This window comes from Pseudonocardia nematodicida (assembly GCF_040105385.1).
Lineage (GTDB): Bacteria > Actinomycetota > Actinomycetes > Mycobacteriales > Pseudonocardiaceae > Pseudonocardia > Pseudonocardia nematodicida.
On the sequence record NZ_JBEDNQ010000002.1, the window covers coordinates 584,697 to 602,266 of the forward strand.

Sequence of the window (17,570 nt, forward strand, 5' to 3'; positions counted from 1 at the left end):
CCCGTCACTGCGTGCCCGTTACACTTCGCAACCCGCCTACCCCTGCAACGACGCTGGAGTGGCTTCATGGCTGATGACGGTGTGTCGAGCGGCGCCGCGACAGCGACCGAACTGCCCAGTCGCCACCTTCCGGCGGTGACCTACGCCGACCTCCCGGAACCGCAGGGCCTGCGCCGCTACCTCGGCGCAAGTGTCATCCTCACGGCCACCGCGCTCGGGTCCGGTGAGCTGGTGCTCTGGCCCTACATCACGACGCAGGTCGGGCCGGGCATCATCTGGCTGGCCGTCCTCGGGATCACGATCCAGTACTTCCTGAACATGGAGGTCGAGCGCTACACGCTGGTCACCGGTGAGACGGCGGTGACCGGGTTCTCCCGCCTGTGGCTGCCGTGGGGCGTGATCTTCGTGCTCGGCGCGATCCTGCCCAACCTCTGGCCCGGCTGGGCGTCCAGCGGAGCCACCGTGTTCGGGTTCGTCTTCGACCTGGACAGCTCCGCCGTCCCGATCGTCGCCAGCATTTTCCTGCTCTCGATCGGAGTGGCGGTCACGCTGTCCCCGGTGATCTACCAGACGCTCGAGAAGGTCCAGGGGATCATGGTGGCGCTGATCCTCGTGTTCGTGGTGGCGGCGATCGTGCTGGCCACCCGGGCCGACGCCTGGGCCGCCGTCGTCACCGAAGCACCGGCCACAGCGGGCGACCTGCCCGACATCGTGACCCAGATCGGCGCCGCGACGTTGTTCGGCGCGATCGTCTTCGCCGGCGCGGGTGGGGCGAACAACCTGGTGCAGAGCAACTACATCCGGGACAAGGGGATGGGGATGGGCCAGCGCATCCCCAACGTCGTCTCGCCGATCACGGGCGAGGAGGTGGCGACGCCCTCGCTCGGCTACATGGTCCGGCCCACCGCGGAGAACGAGCGCCGCTGGCGGGAATGGTGGCGCATCGCAAACTCCGAGCAGCTCCTCACGTTCTGGTTCATCGGTGTGGTCCTGCTGGTCTCGCTGTCGGTGCTGGTGTTCTCCACGGTCGGCGTGGACTCAGAGTTGGACTCGGAACTCGGGTTCCTGCAGGTCGAGGGCCGCGCGCTCGGTGAGATCGTCGCACCGTGGTTCACCACGGCGTTCTACGTCGCGGCGTTCCTCATGTTGTTCTCCACCAACGTCGGCGTCGTCGACTACGTGAGCCGTCTCGCCGGGGACTCGCTCAAGGTCACGTTCCTCAAGGACAGCACGTACTGGAGCGAGAGCAAGATCTACATCACGGTGGTGTGGATCCTGATCGTGGTCGGTGGCGGGATCATCTGGACCGGGATCGAACCGGTCGTGCTCCTGGTCATCTCCTCGGCGGGCGGCGGGTTCGTGATGGCCTTCTACTCGGTGCTGGTCGTACTCATCAACCGACGGTTCCTGCCCGGGTTCGCGAAGCTCAAGGGGTGGCGACTGCCGGTCATGATCTTCGTCGCCGTGTTCTACGTCGGGTTCTCGTTGTTCCTGATCTACCAGATGCTCGTTGCGGGCCCGGGGTCGCTGGCGTGACCCGTATGCGCAGGCTGTGGCTCACGCTGCTGCTGGCCTTGGTGATCTTCGCGGTGCTGACGACGGTCGCCCACCTGGCCGGCCTACTCACATGAGCCGGGGCGGAGCAGGAGCCCGATGGCGGACCCCGAGACCTGGCTCTCGACGACGAGGACCAGGATGACGACGACGGGCCGCCGTCGTCGGGCAGAGAGCGTGATGACCGCGGCTGCCTTCGCGGTTAATCGATTCGAGGAATGAGAAAAACCCCCGGTCCCGAACCTCTCACGAGGCTGTGACCAGGGGTTTGACTGTGGGCGATACTGGGATCGAACCAGTGACCTCTTCGGTGTGAACGAAGCGCTCTCCCCCTGAGCTAATCGCCCTCAGCGGTGTCCCGAACACTACACAACCGGTAGCGCGCTCCCGCCAGGGGGGTCACCTCACCTCGGGGACCCCGGTCGGCTCGGGCACCGGAACCTTCTCCGGGATCACGAGGTGCTTGAACGGCGACTCCAGCCATGCCCACTCGATCCCGAGGACGCCGCCGGCGCCGTCGAACACCCCCGCGATCCAGCTGCAGACGGCGACGATCCCGAGGATGAGTGTCATCACCCCCAGCTGGACCGGCCGGGTCTGGCGGCCCATCCAGGCGACCCAGATGTCGTACCGGACCCGCACGTAGTGCAGCACCCGCTTGGCCCACATGAACTCGGCCGCGAGCACACCGAGGCCGAGGAAGATGATCGCCCAGCCGGGGCCGGGCGCCGGGAGCGCGATGACCCCGATGATCACGATCGCGGTGCCGAGGACACCCATCGTGATCCGGTACGTCATGTCCAGCATCGGGTTCCGGGCGACGTTCGCCCGGAACGCGCGGTAGCGGACCTTGGTCCGCCGGAACCACCTTCGGAGGCCGGTGTAGCGGCGCGGGGGACGTCCCCGGTCCGCCGGCACACCGGCGTCGTTCGTCTCCGTCGTGCTCAGGTCTCCACCTGCCCTGCCGCGATCACTGCCGAGGGCGCGGAAGGAGCCTCCCTTCCGCGCTCCAGCGAGACGGCGTACTGACCGAACGTCCCGCTTTCGAGTGATGCTACGGGCAACGGTCCGGGAGCCCCCGCGAGGACGTCGAAGGTTCCGACGGGCGTCGGCGGGTTGTCACCGTTGAGCCCCCAGAGCACGTAGGTCTGGTCGTCGGTCCGGTTCGGCGACAGCTCCAGCGGCACGACCTCGGGCTGCCCGTCCGCCACGATCACCGCGGCGACCGGCTGCATGCCGGGGTCCGGCGCGAGCCAGGCGTGCTCGCTGCCCGGGCGGGACAGCGCGAGCAGCACGTCGTGCATCTGCTGGGCCTGGGCGACGCCGACGTCGCGTTCGGCCTGCATGTCGCGGTACTGCCCGGCGAGCACGCCACCACCGGCGATCACGGCCAGCGCCAGGACACCCGCGACGAGGACACGTCCGGACCTGGCCCACCGGCCGGTGCGCGGCCGGCCACGACCGGGCCCGGCGGGTGGACGTTCCCCTCCCCCGGTCCCACCCGGGCGCGACGACGGCTGTGGCGCACGTCGCGGCGCGTCCGGTTCCGGGCCGGGCTGCTGGGCGTGCCGGGGGGCGGGCCACACACCGGGGCCCGGACGGCCGTGCGGACCGGTCGCGTGCCGCGGCGGGGCCGGGCGGTCGCCGGGCACCGGACGGTCGTCGTTCCGACCCTCCTGCGGCGTACGCCGCGCCAGGTCCACGATCGATTCGCGCAGCCGCGCAGGCGGCTCCTGCTGCGGCAGCGCGGACGCGAGGGCCGCGCCCACCTCGGCGACGTCGGATGCGGCCCGCCGGCACTCCGGGCATCCCGGCAGGTGTTCGACCACCTCGAGCTCCTCGTCGGGCTCGAGCGCGTGCAGCGCCCACCCGACCGTCTGCTCCGCCATCGGACAGGACGCCCTCTCGTCCCCGTTCACGACATCCCCCCGGCCAGGTCCCCGCCTGCGTCACTGACTGCCGTTCCCAGCAGCCCCCGCAGTCTCGCCACCCCGGTGAACATCCGGGACTTCACTGTGCCCAGCGGCACCCCGATCAGCGCCGCCACCTCCCGCTGCGTGTAGCCGCCGTAGTAGGCGAGCGCGAGAACCTGGCGCTGCTCGGCGGGCAGCCGGCCGAGCGCGGCCCGCACCTGGCCGGCGACCACCGAGCCGAGCGCGGCCTCGTCGGCCCCCGGCCCCGGTGGCGTCGACCACTCGGTGCCGTCCTCCGACGCCGGCACGGTCCGTCGCCGGATCGCCGCCTCACGACGGACCGCGTCCACCGACTTGTGGTGCACCAGGGTCAGGAGCCACGTGCCGAACCGGCCCTTGGCCGGATCGAACCTCGTGGGGTTCCGCCAGAAGGCGAGGAACACCTCCTGCACGACGTCCTCCGCCAACCCCTCGTCGGCACAGATCCGTCGCGCCAGCGAGTACGCCGGACGCCCGAAGCGGTCGTACAGCTCACCCAGCGCGGTGGAGTCACCGGAGACGATCCGTTGCACCAGGAGCGCATCGCCGGCGTCGTCACGGTTGCCGGGCCCGCCGCGCGCAGCACCGCCACCCGGCCGCCCTGGTTCCGGGCGGTCGGGTGGGTCTGCGATGCCTGGCACCAGCAATGTCCTCACGTCGGTTGTTTCGACTGCTACGCCCGAACGGTTCGGGTCGGGCGAGCGTAGTCACCGTCATCATCCATCTCACACGCAAGGACCGTGATGTGCCCGTTCAGCCGCGCCCACGCAGCGGTGAGTTACACCGCTGTGACTCGAACGGGCGTCATCCCGTGGTGATCCACGTTGATGCGTCGAAACCCGTCACGCGGGGGCCGCTGGCTCGTTTCTCCGTCTGACGCCCCACGCAACGCCCCCGAGAAAGAGGATCACCGATGCGCGACGAGTCCCAGACGATCCGGGCGACGGCCATGTTCGAGCTCATCGCTCCGGACGCTCCGGTCGTGCCCGTGAAGGTCGAGCTGTGCTACTCCAGCCGCGACCCCTACGCGGTCCAGGCCTCCTTCCGGACCGGTCACGACACCACGGTCGACTGGGTCTTCGCCCGCGACCTGCTCGCCGACGGCCTGGTCGACTCCGCCGGCACCGGCGACGTCCGGGTCCAGCCGATGGGCGACGACCCGTCGAAGATCGAGCTGGAGCTGACCTCCCCGTCCGGCCACGCTCTCTTCACCACCCCGAAGCACGCGCTGGAGGCCTTCCTCCAGTCGACCTACGACGCCGTGCCGGCGACCTCCGAGTACTCGTGGCTCGACTTCGACGCCGCGCTGTCGGACCTGCTCGACACGACCGCCCGGGACTGACCCGACGCACGCCGCCGTCGGGCGAAGTTGATCTTCGCAGGTGAGAGGACATCCGGCGGCGGACGAGGGGGGTGCGTGAAACCCCCTCGGGGCGGGTGCTAATGTTCTCTCATCGCACCGGGGACGAGCGAAGAGCCGGAAACACGGGCTCGGAGATCATCTCGGAACACGGTGCTCATGCGGACGTAGCGCAGCTGGTAGCGCATCACCTTGCCAAGGTGAGGGTCGCGGGTTCGAGTCCCGTCGTCCGCTCGGAGGAAGGGTCCTCAGCCCGGGACCTCCCCTGGCGGAGTGGCCGAGTGGCTTAGGCAAGGGCCTGCAAAGCCCTGTACGCGGGTTCGATTCCCGCCTCCGCCTCGCGCGATTAGCTCAGCGGGAGAGCACTACCTTGACACGGTAGGGGTCACTGGTTCAATCCCAGTATCGCGCACCATCATCTGAAACCCCCGGTCCTCGGACCGGGGGTTTCGTCGTTAGTCTCCGCCGGTGACTTCTGCGGAATGGGTGGCGATGGGCGACGCCGAGTTCGTCTCGCTGACGACCTACCGTCGCGACGGGTCCCCGGTCGCCACACCGATGTGGGTCGCGCTCCACGAGGGCGAGCTGGTGTTCACGACGCCGGCCGGCAGCGGGAAGGTGAAGCGTCTCCGCCGCGATCCCACCGTGCGCATGAGCCCGTGCAGCCGCCGGGGCACGGTCGCCGAGCACGCCCCGTCGGTGCAGGGCGCCGCCACACTCGACCGGCCGGGTCCGGGGGTCGAGGCCGCCCTGCGCGCCAAGTACGGGTGGCAGTACACGCTGGTGCTGACGATCGAGCGGCTGCTGGCGCGGGGCCGCCGGGAGAGGACGATCGTCCGCGTCGCTCCCTGAACCTCAGCCCACCCGGCACCTGACGGGCTCGTGACATTGCACAGTGGCATTGCACATGCTCTCCTTGTCGCATGTACGCCGTCTTCTCCGACGGGGACCTCCAGTTCTCGTCGCTCTCCCGCGAGGGCAGCCTGCGCGCGCAGGTCACCGAGGCGATCCGGGCGGCGCTGATCTCCGGGCGGATGCGGCCGGGCACCCTGTACTCCGCCCCGGTCCTGGCCGAGATGCTCGGCGTCTCCGCGACCCCGGTCCGCGAGGCGATGCTCGACCTGGCCAAGGAGGGCCTCGTCCAGGTGGCCCGCAACAAGGGCTTCCTCGTGACCGCCGTCTCCGAGCGCCAGCTCGACGAGATGGCCGCGACCCGGCTGCTGCTCGAGGTGCCCACCATGGGCGCGGTCGCGGAGAGCTACGGCCCGGCCATGGACGACGAGCTGACCCGGCTCCGCGACGTCGCCCGCGACCTGGAGTCCGCGGCGGAGAACGACGAGCTGATCGCCTACATGCGACTCGACACCGAGTTCCACGCGCGCTTCCTGGCCCTGCACGGCAACTCCGAGATCGTGTCCATCGTCCGCCAGCTGCGCGGCCGGAGCCGGCTGTACGGCCTCGAGGCGCTGGCCCGCAGCGGCCGCCTCGTGCAGACGACCCGCGAACACATGCGGATGATCGATCTCGCCGTCGCCCGGGACCGCGCGGGGCTCGAGGAGCTCACCCGGACCCACCTGACCCACACCCGCACGACCTGGGCCGACGCCGGCTCCACGTGACCGAGAGGAATCCACCGGTGGAGATCACCACGATGGGCCCCGCCGAGATCCGGGAACTGATCTCGATGCGCGACGCCGTCGACGCGGTCCGCGAGGGCTTCCTCGCCCTGCACCGGGGCGAGTTCGAGATGCCGACCCGCACCGTCCTGCGCGACGGCGGCTTCCTGGTCATGTCGGTCCACCACCGGCCCAGCTCGTCGGCGATGATCAAGACGCTGAGCCTGAACTTCGACCGCTCCCCCGCCATCGTCGGCACGGTGACCTGGAGCGAGTTCGGCCACACCGACCACCTCGTCGCGGACGCGATGGAGCTGACCCGCATCCGGACCGGCGCGGTGAGCGGGGTCGCCACCGACCTGATGGCGCCGCCCGAGGCCGCCACCTGCACCGTGATCGGGGCCGGCGGCCAGGCCGCCGACCAGGCCCGGGCGGTCCAGGCGGTCCGGCCGCTGTCCCGCCTGCACATCGTCTCCCGCAACTCGGACAAGGCCGAGGCGCTCGCCGCGCGGCTGCGCGAGGAGCTGCCGATCGCCGATGTCACCTCGGGTACCGACGTGGAGAAGGGCGTGCGCGACGTCGACGTCGTGTGCTGCGCGACGACCTCGACCACGCCGCTGTTCCCGGCCGACGCCATCGCCGCGCACACCCACGTCAACGCGATCGGCGCCTTCCGGCCCACCATGCGCGAGCTGCCCGACGAGCTCCTGACCGACTCCGTGGTCGTCATCGACGAGCTCGAGGCGATCCTGGAGGAGGCCGGCGACGTGCTGCACGCCCTCGACGCCGGCGCCGTCACCCGGGACCGGCTCGTCGAGCTGGGACCTGCGCTCGCCGACGGGATCGGTCCCCGCACCGGCCGCACGGTGTTCAAGAGCGTCGGCGTCGCCCTCCAGGACTGGGCGATCGCCCGGATCCTCGCCGACCGCGCCCTGCGCCGGTAACCCCGGCAGCTACGCGTCGAGGACCACATCTCCGGCCGGGACGGCGACGCACGTCAGGCAGACGCCGTCGGCCGGCTCCCCGCCCGGGTGCGCGACCACACCGGACAGCACCCGGACGGCGCAGCTCTCGCACTGGCCGGTCCGGCAGCCGCTGGGTAGCCGTCGGCCCTGCCGCTCGGCGGCGGCCAGGATCGAGCCGTCCGCGGGTTCCCAGATGATCGGGTCCCCGCCGCCGGCGAAGCCGACGGTCGCCGGTCCGAGGTCGGCCGGGACCTCGACCACGGAGTGGAAATCCTCCCGGAAGACGTCGAAGGCCGGCACGCCGCGGGCGACGAGGCCGGCGGTCACGTCGTCCATCAGGCCGGACGCGCCGCAGAGGTAGGTCAGCGGCCGCCGGTCGAGGGGCAGGTCCACCTCCGCCACGGACGGCCGGCCGGTCTCGTCGTGGTCGACGCCCGGCCGGTCTTCGGGCAGCGGCCGGGTGTACCAGGTCCGCAGCGTCAGCTCCGGCAGCTCCGCGGCGAGCGCCCGGAGCTCGTCGCGGAAGGGGTGCTCGCGCGAGTTGCGGAACACCGCCAGCAGCGTCACCGACGGCGGGCGGTCGGCGACGTGGCGCAGCGACCGCAGGTAGCCGACGAACGGGGTGATCCCGACCCCGCCGGCCACCAGGATCACCGGCCGGTCCGACGTCAGCGGCGGCGTGAACGTCCCGCGTGGCCGTTCCAGCCACAGCTGCGCCCCCTCCTGCACCTGCTCGTGCAGCAGCGCCGAGACGAGACCGTCCGGGATCCAGCGTACCGCGACGTCGAGGGTCCCCACGCCGCCCCCGCCGCCGGTCACCGAGTAGGCGCGGGCCGGGCCGTCCTCGGTCGGAGCGAGCAGCACGTGCTGGCCTGGCCGGACTTCCGGGAGCGGCTGCCCGTCCGGGGTCGCGACGGTCACGCCGAGCACGTCGTCGGCCTCGGACCGGGTGCGCAGCACCGTCATCGGCCGGCGACCGGACCAGGTGCCGACGCCGAGCGGCGCGGCCGGGCGCACGTCGCAGGCCACCGCGCGCAGCGGGACCGATCCGCTGGTGGGGTCGTGGTCGTCGTCGCGGAGCACGGCGTTGATGTTGAGCGAGCCCTCCCCCGTCACCGGGGTCCGGGGCAGGCCGAGCGGCGGGCAGTCCTCCCACCAGCCGAAGTCGGCGAGCACGGTCTCGGGGTGCAGGTCGTCGTCGACGTGGACCCGGGCCCGGGTCGTCCCGCTCGCGGTCTCGACGACGGCCCAGTCGTCCTCGGCGAGACCGCGCGCGGCCGCGAGCTCGGGTCCGATGTCGACACACGGGTCGGGCGCCCGGCGGCGCAGCGACGCCACGTGCCGGTGCGAGGTGTGCACGTACACGCCGTTCTTGTGCGTGGACAGCACCAGCGGGAGCGGCGCGCCGTCCCGGCCCGTCCGCGGCCCGGCGGGGTCCACGGCGCTGGGCAGCGGCAGGTAGCCGTGCTCGAGCAGCTGGGCGGAGTAGAGCTCCACGCGCCGCGTCGGCGTCGCGAATCCCGGGACCGTCCCGTCCTCGCGTCGCGCCGCGTACTTCTCCCGCGCGGTGGGTTGCGGCACGCGGATCGCGTTCCCGTGCCCGGCCAGCTCGTCCAGCGAGATGCCGGTGGGTTCCAGGTACCAGTCCCAGCCGGCCCGGACGTCGCCGCCGAAGAACTCCTCGCCGAGGCCGAGTGCGACGGCCAGGTCCACGGCGATGTCGTAGTCCGCGCGCGAGCCGCCGACCGGTTCGATCATCCTGGGCCGGAACTGGACGTACTCGACGGCCTCCTGGGTGATCTCGAACCCGGCCCGCAGCGCGTCGCGCTCCCACGGGCTGTTCGCGGGCAGCACGTAGTCGGCCAGCTCGGCGGTGGGGTTCATGAACATGTCGACGTGCACGTAGAGCTCGAGCGCCTCCAGGGCGGCCCGGGTGCGTTCGCCGTCGGCCTGGGAGACCGTCATGTTGTTGCCGAAGCTGACCAGGGCGCGCACCGGGTAGGGGTCGGCGTCGAGGACCGCGCGGCAGAAGTGGCGGGCGGTCACCCAGCCGAGCCGGGGCGGCCCCAGCGGCAGGTCCGCCAGACCCAGGGCCTTGGCGCGCTGCTCGGGCGGCAGCTCGTCGTAGGGCGAGAGCGGGTTGACCGGCAGCGGGGTCAGCCAGAGGTTCCCGCCGGGACGGTCGCAGGCGCCCAGGAGCGCGTAGAGGGTGCCGATGCAGCGCTCGGTCTGGGTGGCGTTGGAGTGCTGTCCGACCCCGGTCCACGAGTGGTAGGCGACCTTCCGTGACCGGCCGAGCAGCGCGAAGAAGGCCTCCAGGTCCGCGACGCCGATCGTGGTCGCCTCGGCGACGGCCTCCGGTGTCCACCGTGCGCAGTGCTCGGCCAGGAGCGCGAACGCCGGCCGGGCGGTGATCGGCCGACCGTCGCGGCCGGTCAGGACGACGGTGCCGGTGAGGTCGACGTCGTCGGGGCGCTCCAGCTCCCGCCCGGTGTCGTAGGGGCGCGGGCCTCCGGTCACCGCGTCATGCACGACGAGCGCGCCGGCCGGGGCGTCGTCCCACAGCCGGTCGGCGGTGACGAACCGGCCGGTCGCGCTGTCGACGAGCACCGGGGCGTTCGTCCACGACCGCACGAACCCGGCGTCGTAGGTCCCGGTGTGCAGCAGGTGCCGGACGGCGCCCAGCGCCAGGGCGGCGTCGGTGCCCGGCCGCACCCGCAGCCAGAGGTCGGACTGCTGCCCGCTGCCGGCCCGCTTCGGGTCGATCACCACGACGGTGGCGCCGCGGCGGCGCGCGTCGGCGACCCGGCCGGCCTGGGCCAGCCACGTGCGGGCCGGGTTGTGCCCCCAGAGCAGGATCGTCTCCGCCTCGTCGTAGTCGGGGGCGCCGATCCCCCGCCCGAACGTCAGCGCGTGCGCGTAGTCCTTGTGCCATCCGCAGTTCTCGACGGCGTAGATCAGGTTCGGGCTGCCGAACCGGCGGATCAGCCGCTCGACCCACTCGATGCTGTCGACGATCGGGGTGCCGGACGGGGTGGTCGCGGCGAAGGCGACGGCCTCGGCCCCCGCCCCGGCCTTGATGTCGTTCAGCCTCCCGGCGATGTCGGTGATCGCCTCGTCCCAGGAGACCTCCACCCACCCCGGATCGGCCGACGTGCGCGGGTTCGTCCGCCGCAGCGGTGCGGTGAGCCGGCGGGGGCTGCCGGCGATCTCCGGCGCGGCACGACCCTTCGCGCACAACGCACCGCCGGTGGGGTGCGGGGACAGCGGTTGCACGCCGACGAGCCGGCCGTCCTCGACCAGGTTCAGCGATCCGCACCGGGAACGGCACAGCGTGCAGTACCCGGCGATCTGCTCCGTCACCTCGACCACCTGCTCCCCGACGTCAGAAGAACAGCGGCGCGAGGAGGAACGCCGCGGAACCGATCGTGCAGGACACCATGGCGAAGATGACCAGGAAGCCCATGATGTGCCGGAACGACAGCCCGCACAGCGCGAGCAGCGGCAGCGCCCAGAACGGCTGCAGGGCGTTGGTCGACATGTCGCCCCAGATGTAGGCGACCGTGGTCAGCTCGAGCGACACCCCCAGGGCCTGCGACGCCTCGCCCAGGTACGGGGCCTCGATCGCGAACTTCGACCCGCCGGAGGGCACGAAGAAGTTCAGGATCCCCGAGTACCAGTAGATGAACAGCGGATAGGTGAACTCGTTGCTGATCGCCTGGAACCACGAGGCGATCCGCTCGCTCAGACCGGTCGCCACGATCATGCCCAGGATCCCGGCGTAGAACGGGAACTGCAGCAGCACGCCCCAGACGAACGTGCCGCCGGTCTGCGCGGCGCCGAGCAACGACTTCGGTGTCCCGTGCAGCAGGATGCCGACGAACAGGAAGATGAAGTTGACCGAGTTGAGCGTGAGCCCGTCGAGGATGCCGCCGTCGAGCGCGGCGAAGTACAGGACGATGTAGACCAGTCCGAGCACACCGATGGTGCCGTTGACCCACCGCGAGTTCTCGATGATCTCGACCGGGGTGCGCCGGCCCTCCGCCGGAGCGGTCCTGCGCGCGGCCTGCTCCTCCTTCTCGAGCTCCGCGACGATCTTCTCCCGCACCTCGGGCGGCGGGCTGACCGTCTCCGACGGCGAGGGCTGCAACGCGATGGCCGTGATCGTCCACGCGACGACGGTGATGAGGACCAGGACGAGGTTGAACGGGGAGAAGACCGTCGCGGTCATCGGGATGATGCCGAAGTACTCCTCGGCGAAGTGCCCCGGCGTCGCCACGAGCAGTCCCGCCGAGGACGACAGCCCGGCGTGGAAGGTGCCCGCCATGCCCAGGTACGCCGCGGCCACCAGCAGCCGGTAGTCCGCCTTGGTGTTCCGGGCGGCGTAGTAGCGGACCAGGATGCCGGCCGCGATCAGGCCGATGCCCCAGTGGATCCACATCACGATCATGCTGGTGAGCGCGACGGTGACCACGGTCCTCGTCGGACCGGACTCCCGGTCGGCCACCCAGATCAGGGCCCGCCGGACCGGTGGCGAACTCGCCACGACGTACCCGCTGAGCAGGATCAGGGCCATCTGCATGCCGAACTCGAGCAGACCCCAGAAGCCGTCGCCCCAGCCCCGGACCAGGGTCTCGGCCTTGTCCAGGCCGAGACCGCCCGGGGTGAGGAAGAACGACATCGCGCCCGCGACGATCGTCAGCAGCACCACGATGACCCAGGGGTCCGGGATCCAGCGCACGCAGATGTCGCTGAGGAGGTTGGCGAACCTCTCCAGCGGCCTGCGGGAGCGGCGGACCTCCGCGGTGTCGGTCATGAAGGCTCCTCGGGGCTCGTACGTCGTCGCAGGTCGGGCGGTCTGGTCGATCTCGGCGACAGGACACCATGTGCAATGGCACAGCGCAATAGCACTTAACACGATGTTCTCGGACCGCGATCCGTCGAGGACGTCATGTGTCCGCGACGGTCGCGACACTCGTGCCATGACCGTCACCGATCTCCATGTCCTCCTGAGCTACCGCGACGCGGCCGCCGCGATCGACTGGCTGGAACGCGCGCTCGGGTTCGGCACGACGATGCGGTACGACACCGAGGACGGCGTCGTCGGGCACGCCGAGCTCCGCCGGGACGCCGCGGTGATCGTCGTGTTCGACGACGCCGGCGCCGGCTACGACCACCCCCGCCCGCGCGGCGAGGGCTGCGGGACCGGCACCTACCTCACGGTCGCCGAGGCGGCGGGGGTGGACGCGCTCTGGACGTCGGCGCTGGCCGCCGGGGCGGTGCCGGTGTGGGAGCCCGGGTGGACGCCGTGGGGCAACTACCGGTGCCGGGTGCTCGACCCCGAGGGGCGGGAGTGGACGGCCGGGATCCACCGCCCGGGCGAGGAGTACGCCGGCTAGGACCGGCGTGCGGCCGCCTCCTCGATCAGGTCGGCCGCACCGGCCGCTCCCCCGGACGCCCGCAGCTCCGCCCGGAGCGCCGCGGACCGCGCCGCGACGTCCTCATCGGACTCCAGCGCGGTCACGGTGGCGCGCAGCGTCTCCGCCGTGGCGTCGACGTCGAGCCGGCGCGCCACCCCCAGCTCCACCAGCCGGTCGGCGTTGCCGAACTGGTCGACCGCCTGCGGCACCGCCACCATCGGTACGCCGTGCCACAGGCCCTCCGAGCACCCGCCCATCCCGGCGTGCGTCACGAACGCCGAGGCGTGCTCCAGCAGCGCGAGCTGCGGCACCCAGCGGTGCACCGACGCGTTCCGCGGGACCGGACCCAGGTCGTCCGGGTCGACCAGCGGGCCCGTCTTGACCACGACGTCGCGGTCCAGATCGGCGAACGCGTCCAGGCAGGCGCGGTAGAACGACGGCGGCGCCGAGTACGCCGAGCCCAGCGACACCAGCACCACCGGACGCTCCGGCGTCGGCCACTCGTCCTGGTGGGCACGGGTGTCGAGGGCGGGCCCGACGAACGTGTACCGGGCCGCGTCGACCTCGTCGGCGTTCGGCTGCAGCGCGCGCGGGACGAGCACCGCCGAGCGCGGCGGCCGGCCGGTGAAGGTGTCGAGGTCGAGCGGGACGTCCTCCGCGGCGAGCCAGGCCGCGAAGTCCTCCTGGTAGGCGGGGTAGCCGGGCATGGCGCGCAGGCCGTCGAGCACCTCGGCCATGTCGCGCTCGTAGCCCTCCCACGCCACGTAGGTCGGCGAGAGCTGGACGAGCGGGCGGTCCCATCGGTGGGCGAGGACCCGCGCCGCGTAGGCACCGATGTCGCCGATCAGGACATCCGGGCGATCGGCGTCGAACGCCGAGACCGCCTGCGGCAGCACGTGCCGGCCCTCGGCGAGGAAGCGGGCCATGCCCGCGACGGGGTCGTCCGACCAGGTCTCGCCGCGCTCCTCGTCGGGCAGGACCGAGCCGACCTCGACGACGCTCGCGCCGGTCGCGGCGACGGCCGCGGCGAACGGGGGCGGGGTCGTCACCTCGACCCGGTGGCCGCGCGCCACCAGCTCGGCGACGACGGGCAGCTGCGGGTTCATGTGGCCGTGCGCGGCCACGCCGATCATGACGATGTGCAGGGGGTGGTTCACGGGAGATCCTCCGGCAGGACGTACGGATGCTGGGCACGACGAGGCCGCGGCCGCACCGGTGTCGGGCGCCGCGACGGGAAGGGTGCTCAGCCGTAGAGCAGCTGCTGGATCACGGCCGCGACGCTACCAAGCCGGGGTGATCACGCGATCACGTGACGCACTCTTCGCGTGACCCTGTCGTTGACACGGCGGACCACCCCCCGGAGGATCCACCTGATCACGAACCGGGAGGCGCGATGACGCGCGAGATCACCACCACCGTCGTCGACGGCATGACCTTCACCGAATGTCCCCGCTGGTACGACGACCGGCTCTGGTTCGTCGACTTCTACACCCACCGCGTGCTGTCGTGCACCGAGGACGGCGGCGACCTGCGCACCGAGGCCGAGGTGCCGCAGCAGCCCTCCGGGCTCGGCCGGCTGCCCGACGGGCGGCTGCTCGTGGTGTCCATGCGGGACGCCCGGATCCTGCGCCGCGAGCCCGACGGCTCGCTGGTCACGCACGCCGAGCTGTCCGCCCACGTCGGCGGGCACCTGAACGACATGGTGGTCGACGCCCGCGGCCGCGCGTTCGTCGGCAACTTCGGATTCGACCTCATGAGCGGCGCCCCGATCGCGACCGCCACGCTGCTGCGCGTCGACCCGGACGGCACCGTCACCCCGGTCGCCGACGACATGTGGTTCGCCAACGGCAGCGTGCTCACCGACGACGGGACGCTGCTGGTCGACGAGACCTTCGGCAACCGGGTCAGCGCGTTCGACGTCGCCGACGACGGGTCCCTGACGAACCGGCGGGTCTGGGCCCGGTTCGGCGACCTGCCCGCCGACCGTGACCTGGAGAAGGCGCTGCCCGCACTCGCCGTCGCCCCGGACGGGTGCTGCCTCGACGCGGAGGGCGCGCTGTGGATCGCCGACGGCGTCGGGGAGCGGCTGCTGCGGGTGCGCGAGGGCGGCGAGATCGTCGAGGAGATCGGCACCGGTACCGGGGTCTACGCGTGCATGCTCGGCGGAGCCGACGGGCGGACGCTCTACGCCTGCCTGGCCCCGGACTTCCTCGAGCACAACCGCCGCGACGCCCGGGAGGGGAGCATCGCCGCGATCCGGGTCGACGTGCCCCGTGCCGGCCTCCCGTAGGCCTCAGAGGTTGATCAGCACGATCCCGAGGGTGACGACGACCGAGGCCACGATGCGGGACCGTCCGAACGGCTCCTTCAGCACGAGCGCGCCGATGATCGCGCCGAAGACGATGCTGCTCTCCCGCAACGCGGCCACCGCCGCCGTCGCACCGCTGGTCTGGGCCCACAGCACCAGCCCGTAGGCGAGGAGCGACACCACCCCGCCGGTCAGCCCGCTGATCACCGTCGACCGTCGTACCCCGGCCCGCAGGCCGCGGCCGCGCACGGCGAGGACGAGGAGCGGGAGCGCGGGCCCCTGGAGCAGGAACATCCAGGACGCGTAGACCAGCACGTCGGTCGTCGCCACCGCCTGCGCGTCGACCACGGTGTACGCCGCGATGGACACCCCGGTCGCCATCGCGGCCGCCAGCGCCGGGAGCCGCGCACGGGACGGCCGGCCCCCGCCGACGGCGAGGCCGACGAGCCCGGCCGAGACGACGCACACCCCGGCGAGCTGCCAGGCCGGCAGCGTCCGGCCCAGCACCACGATCTCGAGGACCGCGACGAGCCACGGCGCGGTGCCGCGCGCCAGCGGATAGACCTGCCCGAACTCCCCGAGCTGGAATCCGGCGAGCAGGAGCAGGATGTAGACCACGTGCAGGGCCGCCGAGGACAGCACGAACGGCCACGCCGACGACGGCGGCAGCCCGAGCAGCGCGGCACCCGCTCCCCCGACGACGGTGTAGGACACCCCGATCAGCGCGAAGCCCAGCAGGCGGTCGTCGACGGCATGGGCCATCGCGTTCCAGGTCGCGTGCAGCAGCGCGGCGAGGAGGGTGACCGCGACGAAGCCGGCCGGGAGCCCGGGAGCGGTCGCCCCGGCGAAGGCGTAGGACTCCATCTCGTGCCGCAAGGTAACACCGTGTGTCGCCTGGTGGAGTGATTGCGTCAGCTGATCTCTAACGGAGCCGGTCGGCTCGCGACACACTCGTCGTAACTTCCTGCGATCGCAAATTCACGTTCTGTGTTCGCAAGGATCGTCGGACGGACAGCGGGGGTTGTCGTGCGGGTGGAGCAGTACAGGCAGCTGCGGGCGGCCGCGGCCAGGCGGGTCACGGCCGCGGACGCACCGGCCCCGGTCCGGGTCGAGGGGACGGCCCCCTCCGACGCCGGCACGCCGGGATTCGATGCGGGCGCCACCGGCCGGATGACGCCGGCCGAGGCGGTCGTGCAGGCGCTGGCGCCGTACCGGCGCTGACCCGGCGCGCCCAGGGTTCTCAGCGCACCTGTTCGATGGGCCGGACCAGCATCTCGTTCACAGCGGCGTGCTTCGGCCGGGTGACCATGCCTCATCGTGCTGGCGGCGAGCGGCGATGACTACGACCTGGTCGTGAACGAGATCGGCAGCTACGAGGGGACCGTCATCCTGCCCAACGCCGACGGCGAGACGCTGCTCCTGGAGATCACCGCGGACGGTGCCTGGTCCGTCCGCTGACCGCCCCCTGAGCCTCGCCGTCCCCCGGTGCGCTAGTGTTCCTCCTGCCGCGCCGGAGACGGTGCGGATGCGGACGTAGCGCAGCTGGTAGCGCATCACCTTGCCAAGGTGAGGGTCGCGGGTTCGAGTCCCGTCGTCCGCTCCATCCACCCGCACACGAGCCCCGACCCCGACGGTCGGGGCTCGTCGCTTGTCCGACGGGCGTCAGCCGGTCAGGCCGCAGGGCCACTCACCGGTCCCCCGGCCGTCCCGGACGGCGGTCGCGGCGGCGTAGAGCTGCACGTCCCGCAGGCCTACCCCCACCCCGGCGGCCCGCAGGTGTTCGACCAGCGGGGCGACCTCGTGCTCCCACCAGCGAGTCGCCAGCGTCGGCCGGTCGAGACCGGGCTCGCCCCGCAGCGCCTCGCGGAACCCCCAGGCCTCGGCCGCGTCGGCCAGCCGCATCCAGTCGGCCGCCCGGTCCAGCCAGAGGTCCGTGCGCACCTGGTCGGGCAGCGGGACGCGGAGCAGGAACTCCCGCTCGGCGGCCTTGCTGGGCAGGTGCGCGGCACGCAGGCACGCCATGGCGTAGGCGACCGTGCAGACCCGGCGCACCCGGGCGGGGACGACGAGGTGCCCGCGGGTGCGGGCGACCGAGACCCGGTGGTGGCCGTCGACGACGAAGTACATCTCGCCGAGTCGGATCAGGTCGACCCGCGGCACCGGCGCGCGCGGGTGGGCCATCGCCTCGGCCACGGCGTCCCACCGCTGCTGCAGCGCGCGGTTGCGCAGCCGGAAGGCGCCGTCGAAGTCGCCGGCCCGCCCGATCGTGCCGACGATCCGGTCCGCGGGGACGTCGTCCGGGTACTCGACCATGTCGCCGTCCCGGCCCAGCGCGACGATCGCGTCCTCGTACGGCACGAGGACGTCCTCGAGGCGGGACCGCGGGCTCATCCAC

General features: G+C 72.1%; 17 protein-coding genes and 5 tRNA genes. 13 read left to right on the forward strand and 9 right to left on the reverse strand.

Annotation, left to right across the window (positions count from 1 at the left end; translation table 11 throughout):
- Positions 1-135: 135 nt before the first annotated feature.
- On the forward strand, positions 136-1,536 hold the full coding sequence (locus tag WIS52_RS07015; RefSeq protein WP_349297299.1) for an Nramp family divalent metal transporter: 1,401 nt from the start codon (positions 136-138) through the stop codon (positions 1,534-1,536).
- Positions 1,537-1,829: 293 nt separating this feature from the next.
- Here WIS52_RS07015 and WIS52_RS07020 read toward each other — a convergent pair.
- The 4 genes from WIS52_RS07020 to WIS52_RS07035 form a co-directional block, all read right to left on the reverse strand.
- A tRNA-Val gene (locus tag WIS52_RS07020) sits at positions 1,830-1,901 on the reverse strand.
- A gap of 52 nt (positions 1,902-1,953) precedes the next feature.
- A complete protein-coding gene (locus WIS52_RS07025; RefSeq protein WP_349297300.1) occupies positions 1,954-2,472 on the reverse strand; it encodes a TIGR02611 family protein in 519 nt (172 codons plus the stop codon).
- A gap of 26 nt (positions 2,473-2,498) precedes the next feature.
- Entirely contained in the window at positions 2,499-3,443 is a 945-nt protein-coding gene (locus WIS52_RS07030; RefSeq protein WP_349297301.1) for an anti-sigma factor, read from the reverse strand.
- Between the two features lie 26 nt (positions 3,444-3,469).
- Positions 3,470-4,147, reverse strand: coding sequence for an RNA polymerase sigma factor (locus WIS52_RS07035; RefSeq protein ID WP_349297302.1), 678 nt, complete (start codon positions 4,145-4,147; stop codon positions 3,470-3,472).
- A gap of 272 nt (positions 4,148-4,419) precedes the next feature.
- On the opposite strand from WIS52_RS07035, the gene WIS52_RS07040 reads away from it, so the two are divergent.
- The 7 genes from WIS52_RS07040 (at position 4,420) to WIS52_RS07070 (ending at position 7,426) form a co-directional block, all read left to right on the forward strand.
- Entirely contained in the window at positions 4,420-4,848 is a 429-nt protein-coding gene (locus WIS52_RS07040) for an SsgA family sporulation/cell division regulator (RefSeq protein WP_349297303.1), read from the forward strand.
- 179 nt (positions 4,849-5,027) lie between these two features.
- A tRNA-Gly gene (locus WIS52_RS07045) sits at positions 5,028-5,100 on the forward strand.
- 33 nt (positions 5,101-5,133) lie between these two features.
- Positions 5,134-5,205: transfer RNA gene (locus tag WIS52_RS07050), tRNA-Cys, on the forward strand.
- Position 5,206: 1 nt separating this feature from the next.
- Positions 5,207-5,281, forward strand: a tRNA-Val gene (locus WIS52_RS07055).
- A 53-nt stretch (positions 5,282-5,334) separates the two neighbouring features.
- Positions 5,335-5,718, forward strand: a complete 384-nt coding sequence (locus tag WIS52_RS07060) for a PPOX class F420-dependent oxidoreductase (protein WP_349297304.1) — start codon at positions 5,335-5,337, stop codon at positions 5,716-5,718.
- A gap of 71 nt (positions 5,719-5,789) precedes the next feature.
- Entirely contained in the window at positions 5,790-6,485 is a 696-nt protein-coding gene (locus WIS52_RS07065; RefSeq protein ID WP_349297305.1) for a GntR family transcriptional regulator, read from the forward strand.
- A gap of 17 nt (positions 6,486-6,502) precedes the next feature.
- Positions 6,503-7,426 carry an ornithine cyclodeaminase family protein gene (locus tag WIS52_RS07070; RefSeq protein ID WP_349297306.1) on the forward strand — a complete coding sequence of 308 codons (924 nt, stop codon included), beginning with the start codon at positions 6,503-6,505 and terminating at the stop codon, positions 7,424-7,426.
- A 9-nt stretch (positions 7,427-7,435) separates the two neighbouring features.
- Here the strand turns inward: WIS52_RS07070 and WIS52_RS07075 are convergent, their stop codons facing one another.
- Positions 7,436-10,810, reverse strand: coding sequence for a molybdopterin-dependent oxidoreductase (locus WIS52_RS07075; protein ID WP_349297307.1), 3,375 nt, complete (start codon positions 10,808-10,810; stop codon positions 7,436-7,438).
- A 22-nt stretch (positions 10,811-10,832) separates the two neighbouring features.
- The gene (locus WIS52_RS07080; protein ID WP_349297308.1) at positions 10,833-12,263 is read right to left on the reverse strand and encodes a short-chain fatty acid transporter; all 1,431 of its coding nucleotides are present in this window, start codon (positions 12,261-12,263) and stop codon (positions 10,833-10,835) included.
- A gap of 166 nt (positions 12,264-12,429) precedes the next feature.
- Between WIS52_RS07080 and WIS52_RS07085 the strand changes: the two genes are divergently transcribed.
- The gene (locus tag WIS52_RS07085; protein ID WP_349297309.1) at positions 12,430-12,846 is read left to right on the forward strand and encodes a VOC family protein; all 417 of its coding nucleotides are present in this window, start codon (positions 12,430-12,432) and stop codon (positions 12,844-12,846) included.
- On the opposite strand, the gene WIS52_RS07090 is transcribed toward WIS52_RS07085, so the two are convergent.
- Positions 12,843-14,024, reverse strand: a complete 1,182-nt coding sequence (locus WIS52_RS07090; protein ID WP_349297310.1) for a macrolide family glycosyltransferase — start codon at positions 14,022-14,024, stop codon at positions 12,843-12,845. The genes WIS52_RS07085 and WIS52_RS07090 overlap by 4 nt on opposite strands.
- 236 nt (positions 14,025-14,260) lie before the next feature.
- On the opposite strand from WIS52_RS07090, the gene WIS52_RS07095 reads away from it, so the two are divergent.
- Positions 14,261-15,157: an SMP-30/gluconolactonase/LRE family protein gene (locus WIS52_RS07095; protein WP_349297311.1), complete on the forward strand. Its 897-nt coding sequence runs from the start codon at positions 14,261-14,263 to the stop codon at positions 15,155-15,157.
- Positions 15,158-15,160: 3 nt separating this feature from the next.
- On the opposite strand, the gene WIS52_RS07100 is transcribed toward WIS52_RS07095, so the two are convergent.
- Positions 15,161-16,039 (reverse strand): EamA family transporter, encoded by an 879-nt coding sequence (locus WIS52_RS07100; RefSeq protein WP_349297312.1) that lies wholly within the window; start codon positions 16,037-16,039, stop codon positions 15,161-15,163.
- Positions 16,040-16,207: 168 nt separating this feature from the next.
- Here WIS52_RS07100 and WIS52_RS07105 point away from each other — a divergent pair, with 168 nt between their 5' ends.
- The 3 genes from WIS52_RS07105 to WIS52_RS07115 all read left to right on the forward strand — a co-directional run bounded on the left by WIS52_RS07105 (position 16,208) and on the right by WIS52_RS07115 (position 16,778).
- Positions 16,208-16,396, forward strand: coding sequence for a hypothetical protein (locus tag WIS52_RS07105; RefSeq protein WP_349297313.1), 189 nt, complete (start codon positions 16,208-16,210; stop codon positions 16,394-16,396).
- 96 nt (positions 16,397-16,492) lie between these two features.
- Positions 16,493-16,633: a hypothetical protein gene (locus WIS52_RS07110; RefSeq protein ID WP_349297314.1), complete on the forward strand. Its 141-nt coding sequence runs from the start codon at positions 16,493-16,495 to the stop codon at positions 16,631-16,633.
- 69 nt (positions 16,634-16,702) lie between these two features.
- Positions 16,703-16,778 (forward strand) — tRNA-Gly (locus tag WIS52_RS07115).
- Between the two features lie 59 nt (positions 16,779-16,837).
- Here the strand turns inward: WIS52_RS07115 and WIS52_RS07120 are convergent.
- Positions 16,838-17,566 carry a hypothetical protein gene (locus WIS52_RS07120; RefSeq protein ID WP_349297315.1) on the reverse strand — a complete coding sequence of 243 codons (729 nt, stop codon included), beginning with the start codon at positions 17,564-17,566 and terminating at the stop codon, positions 16,838-16,840.
- Between the last annotated feature and the right edge of the window lie 4 nt (positions 17,567-17,570).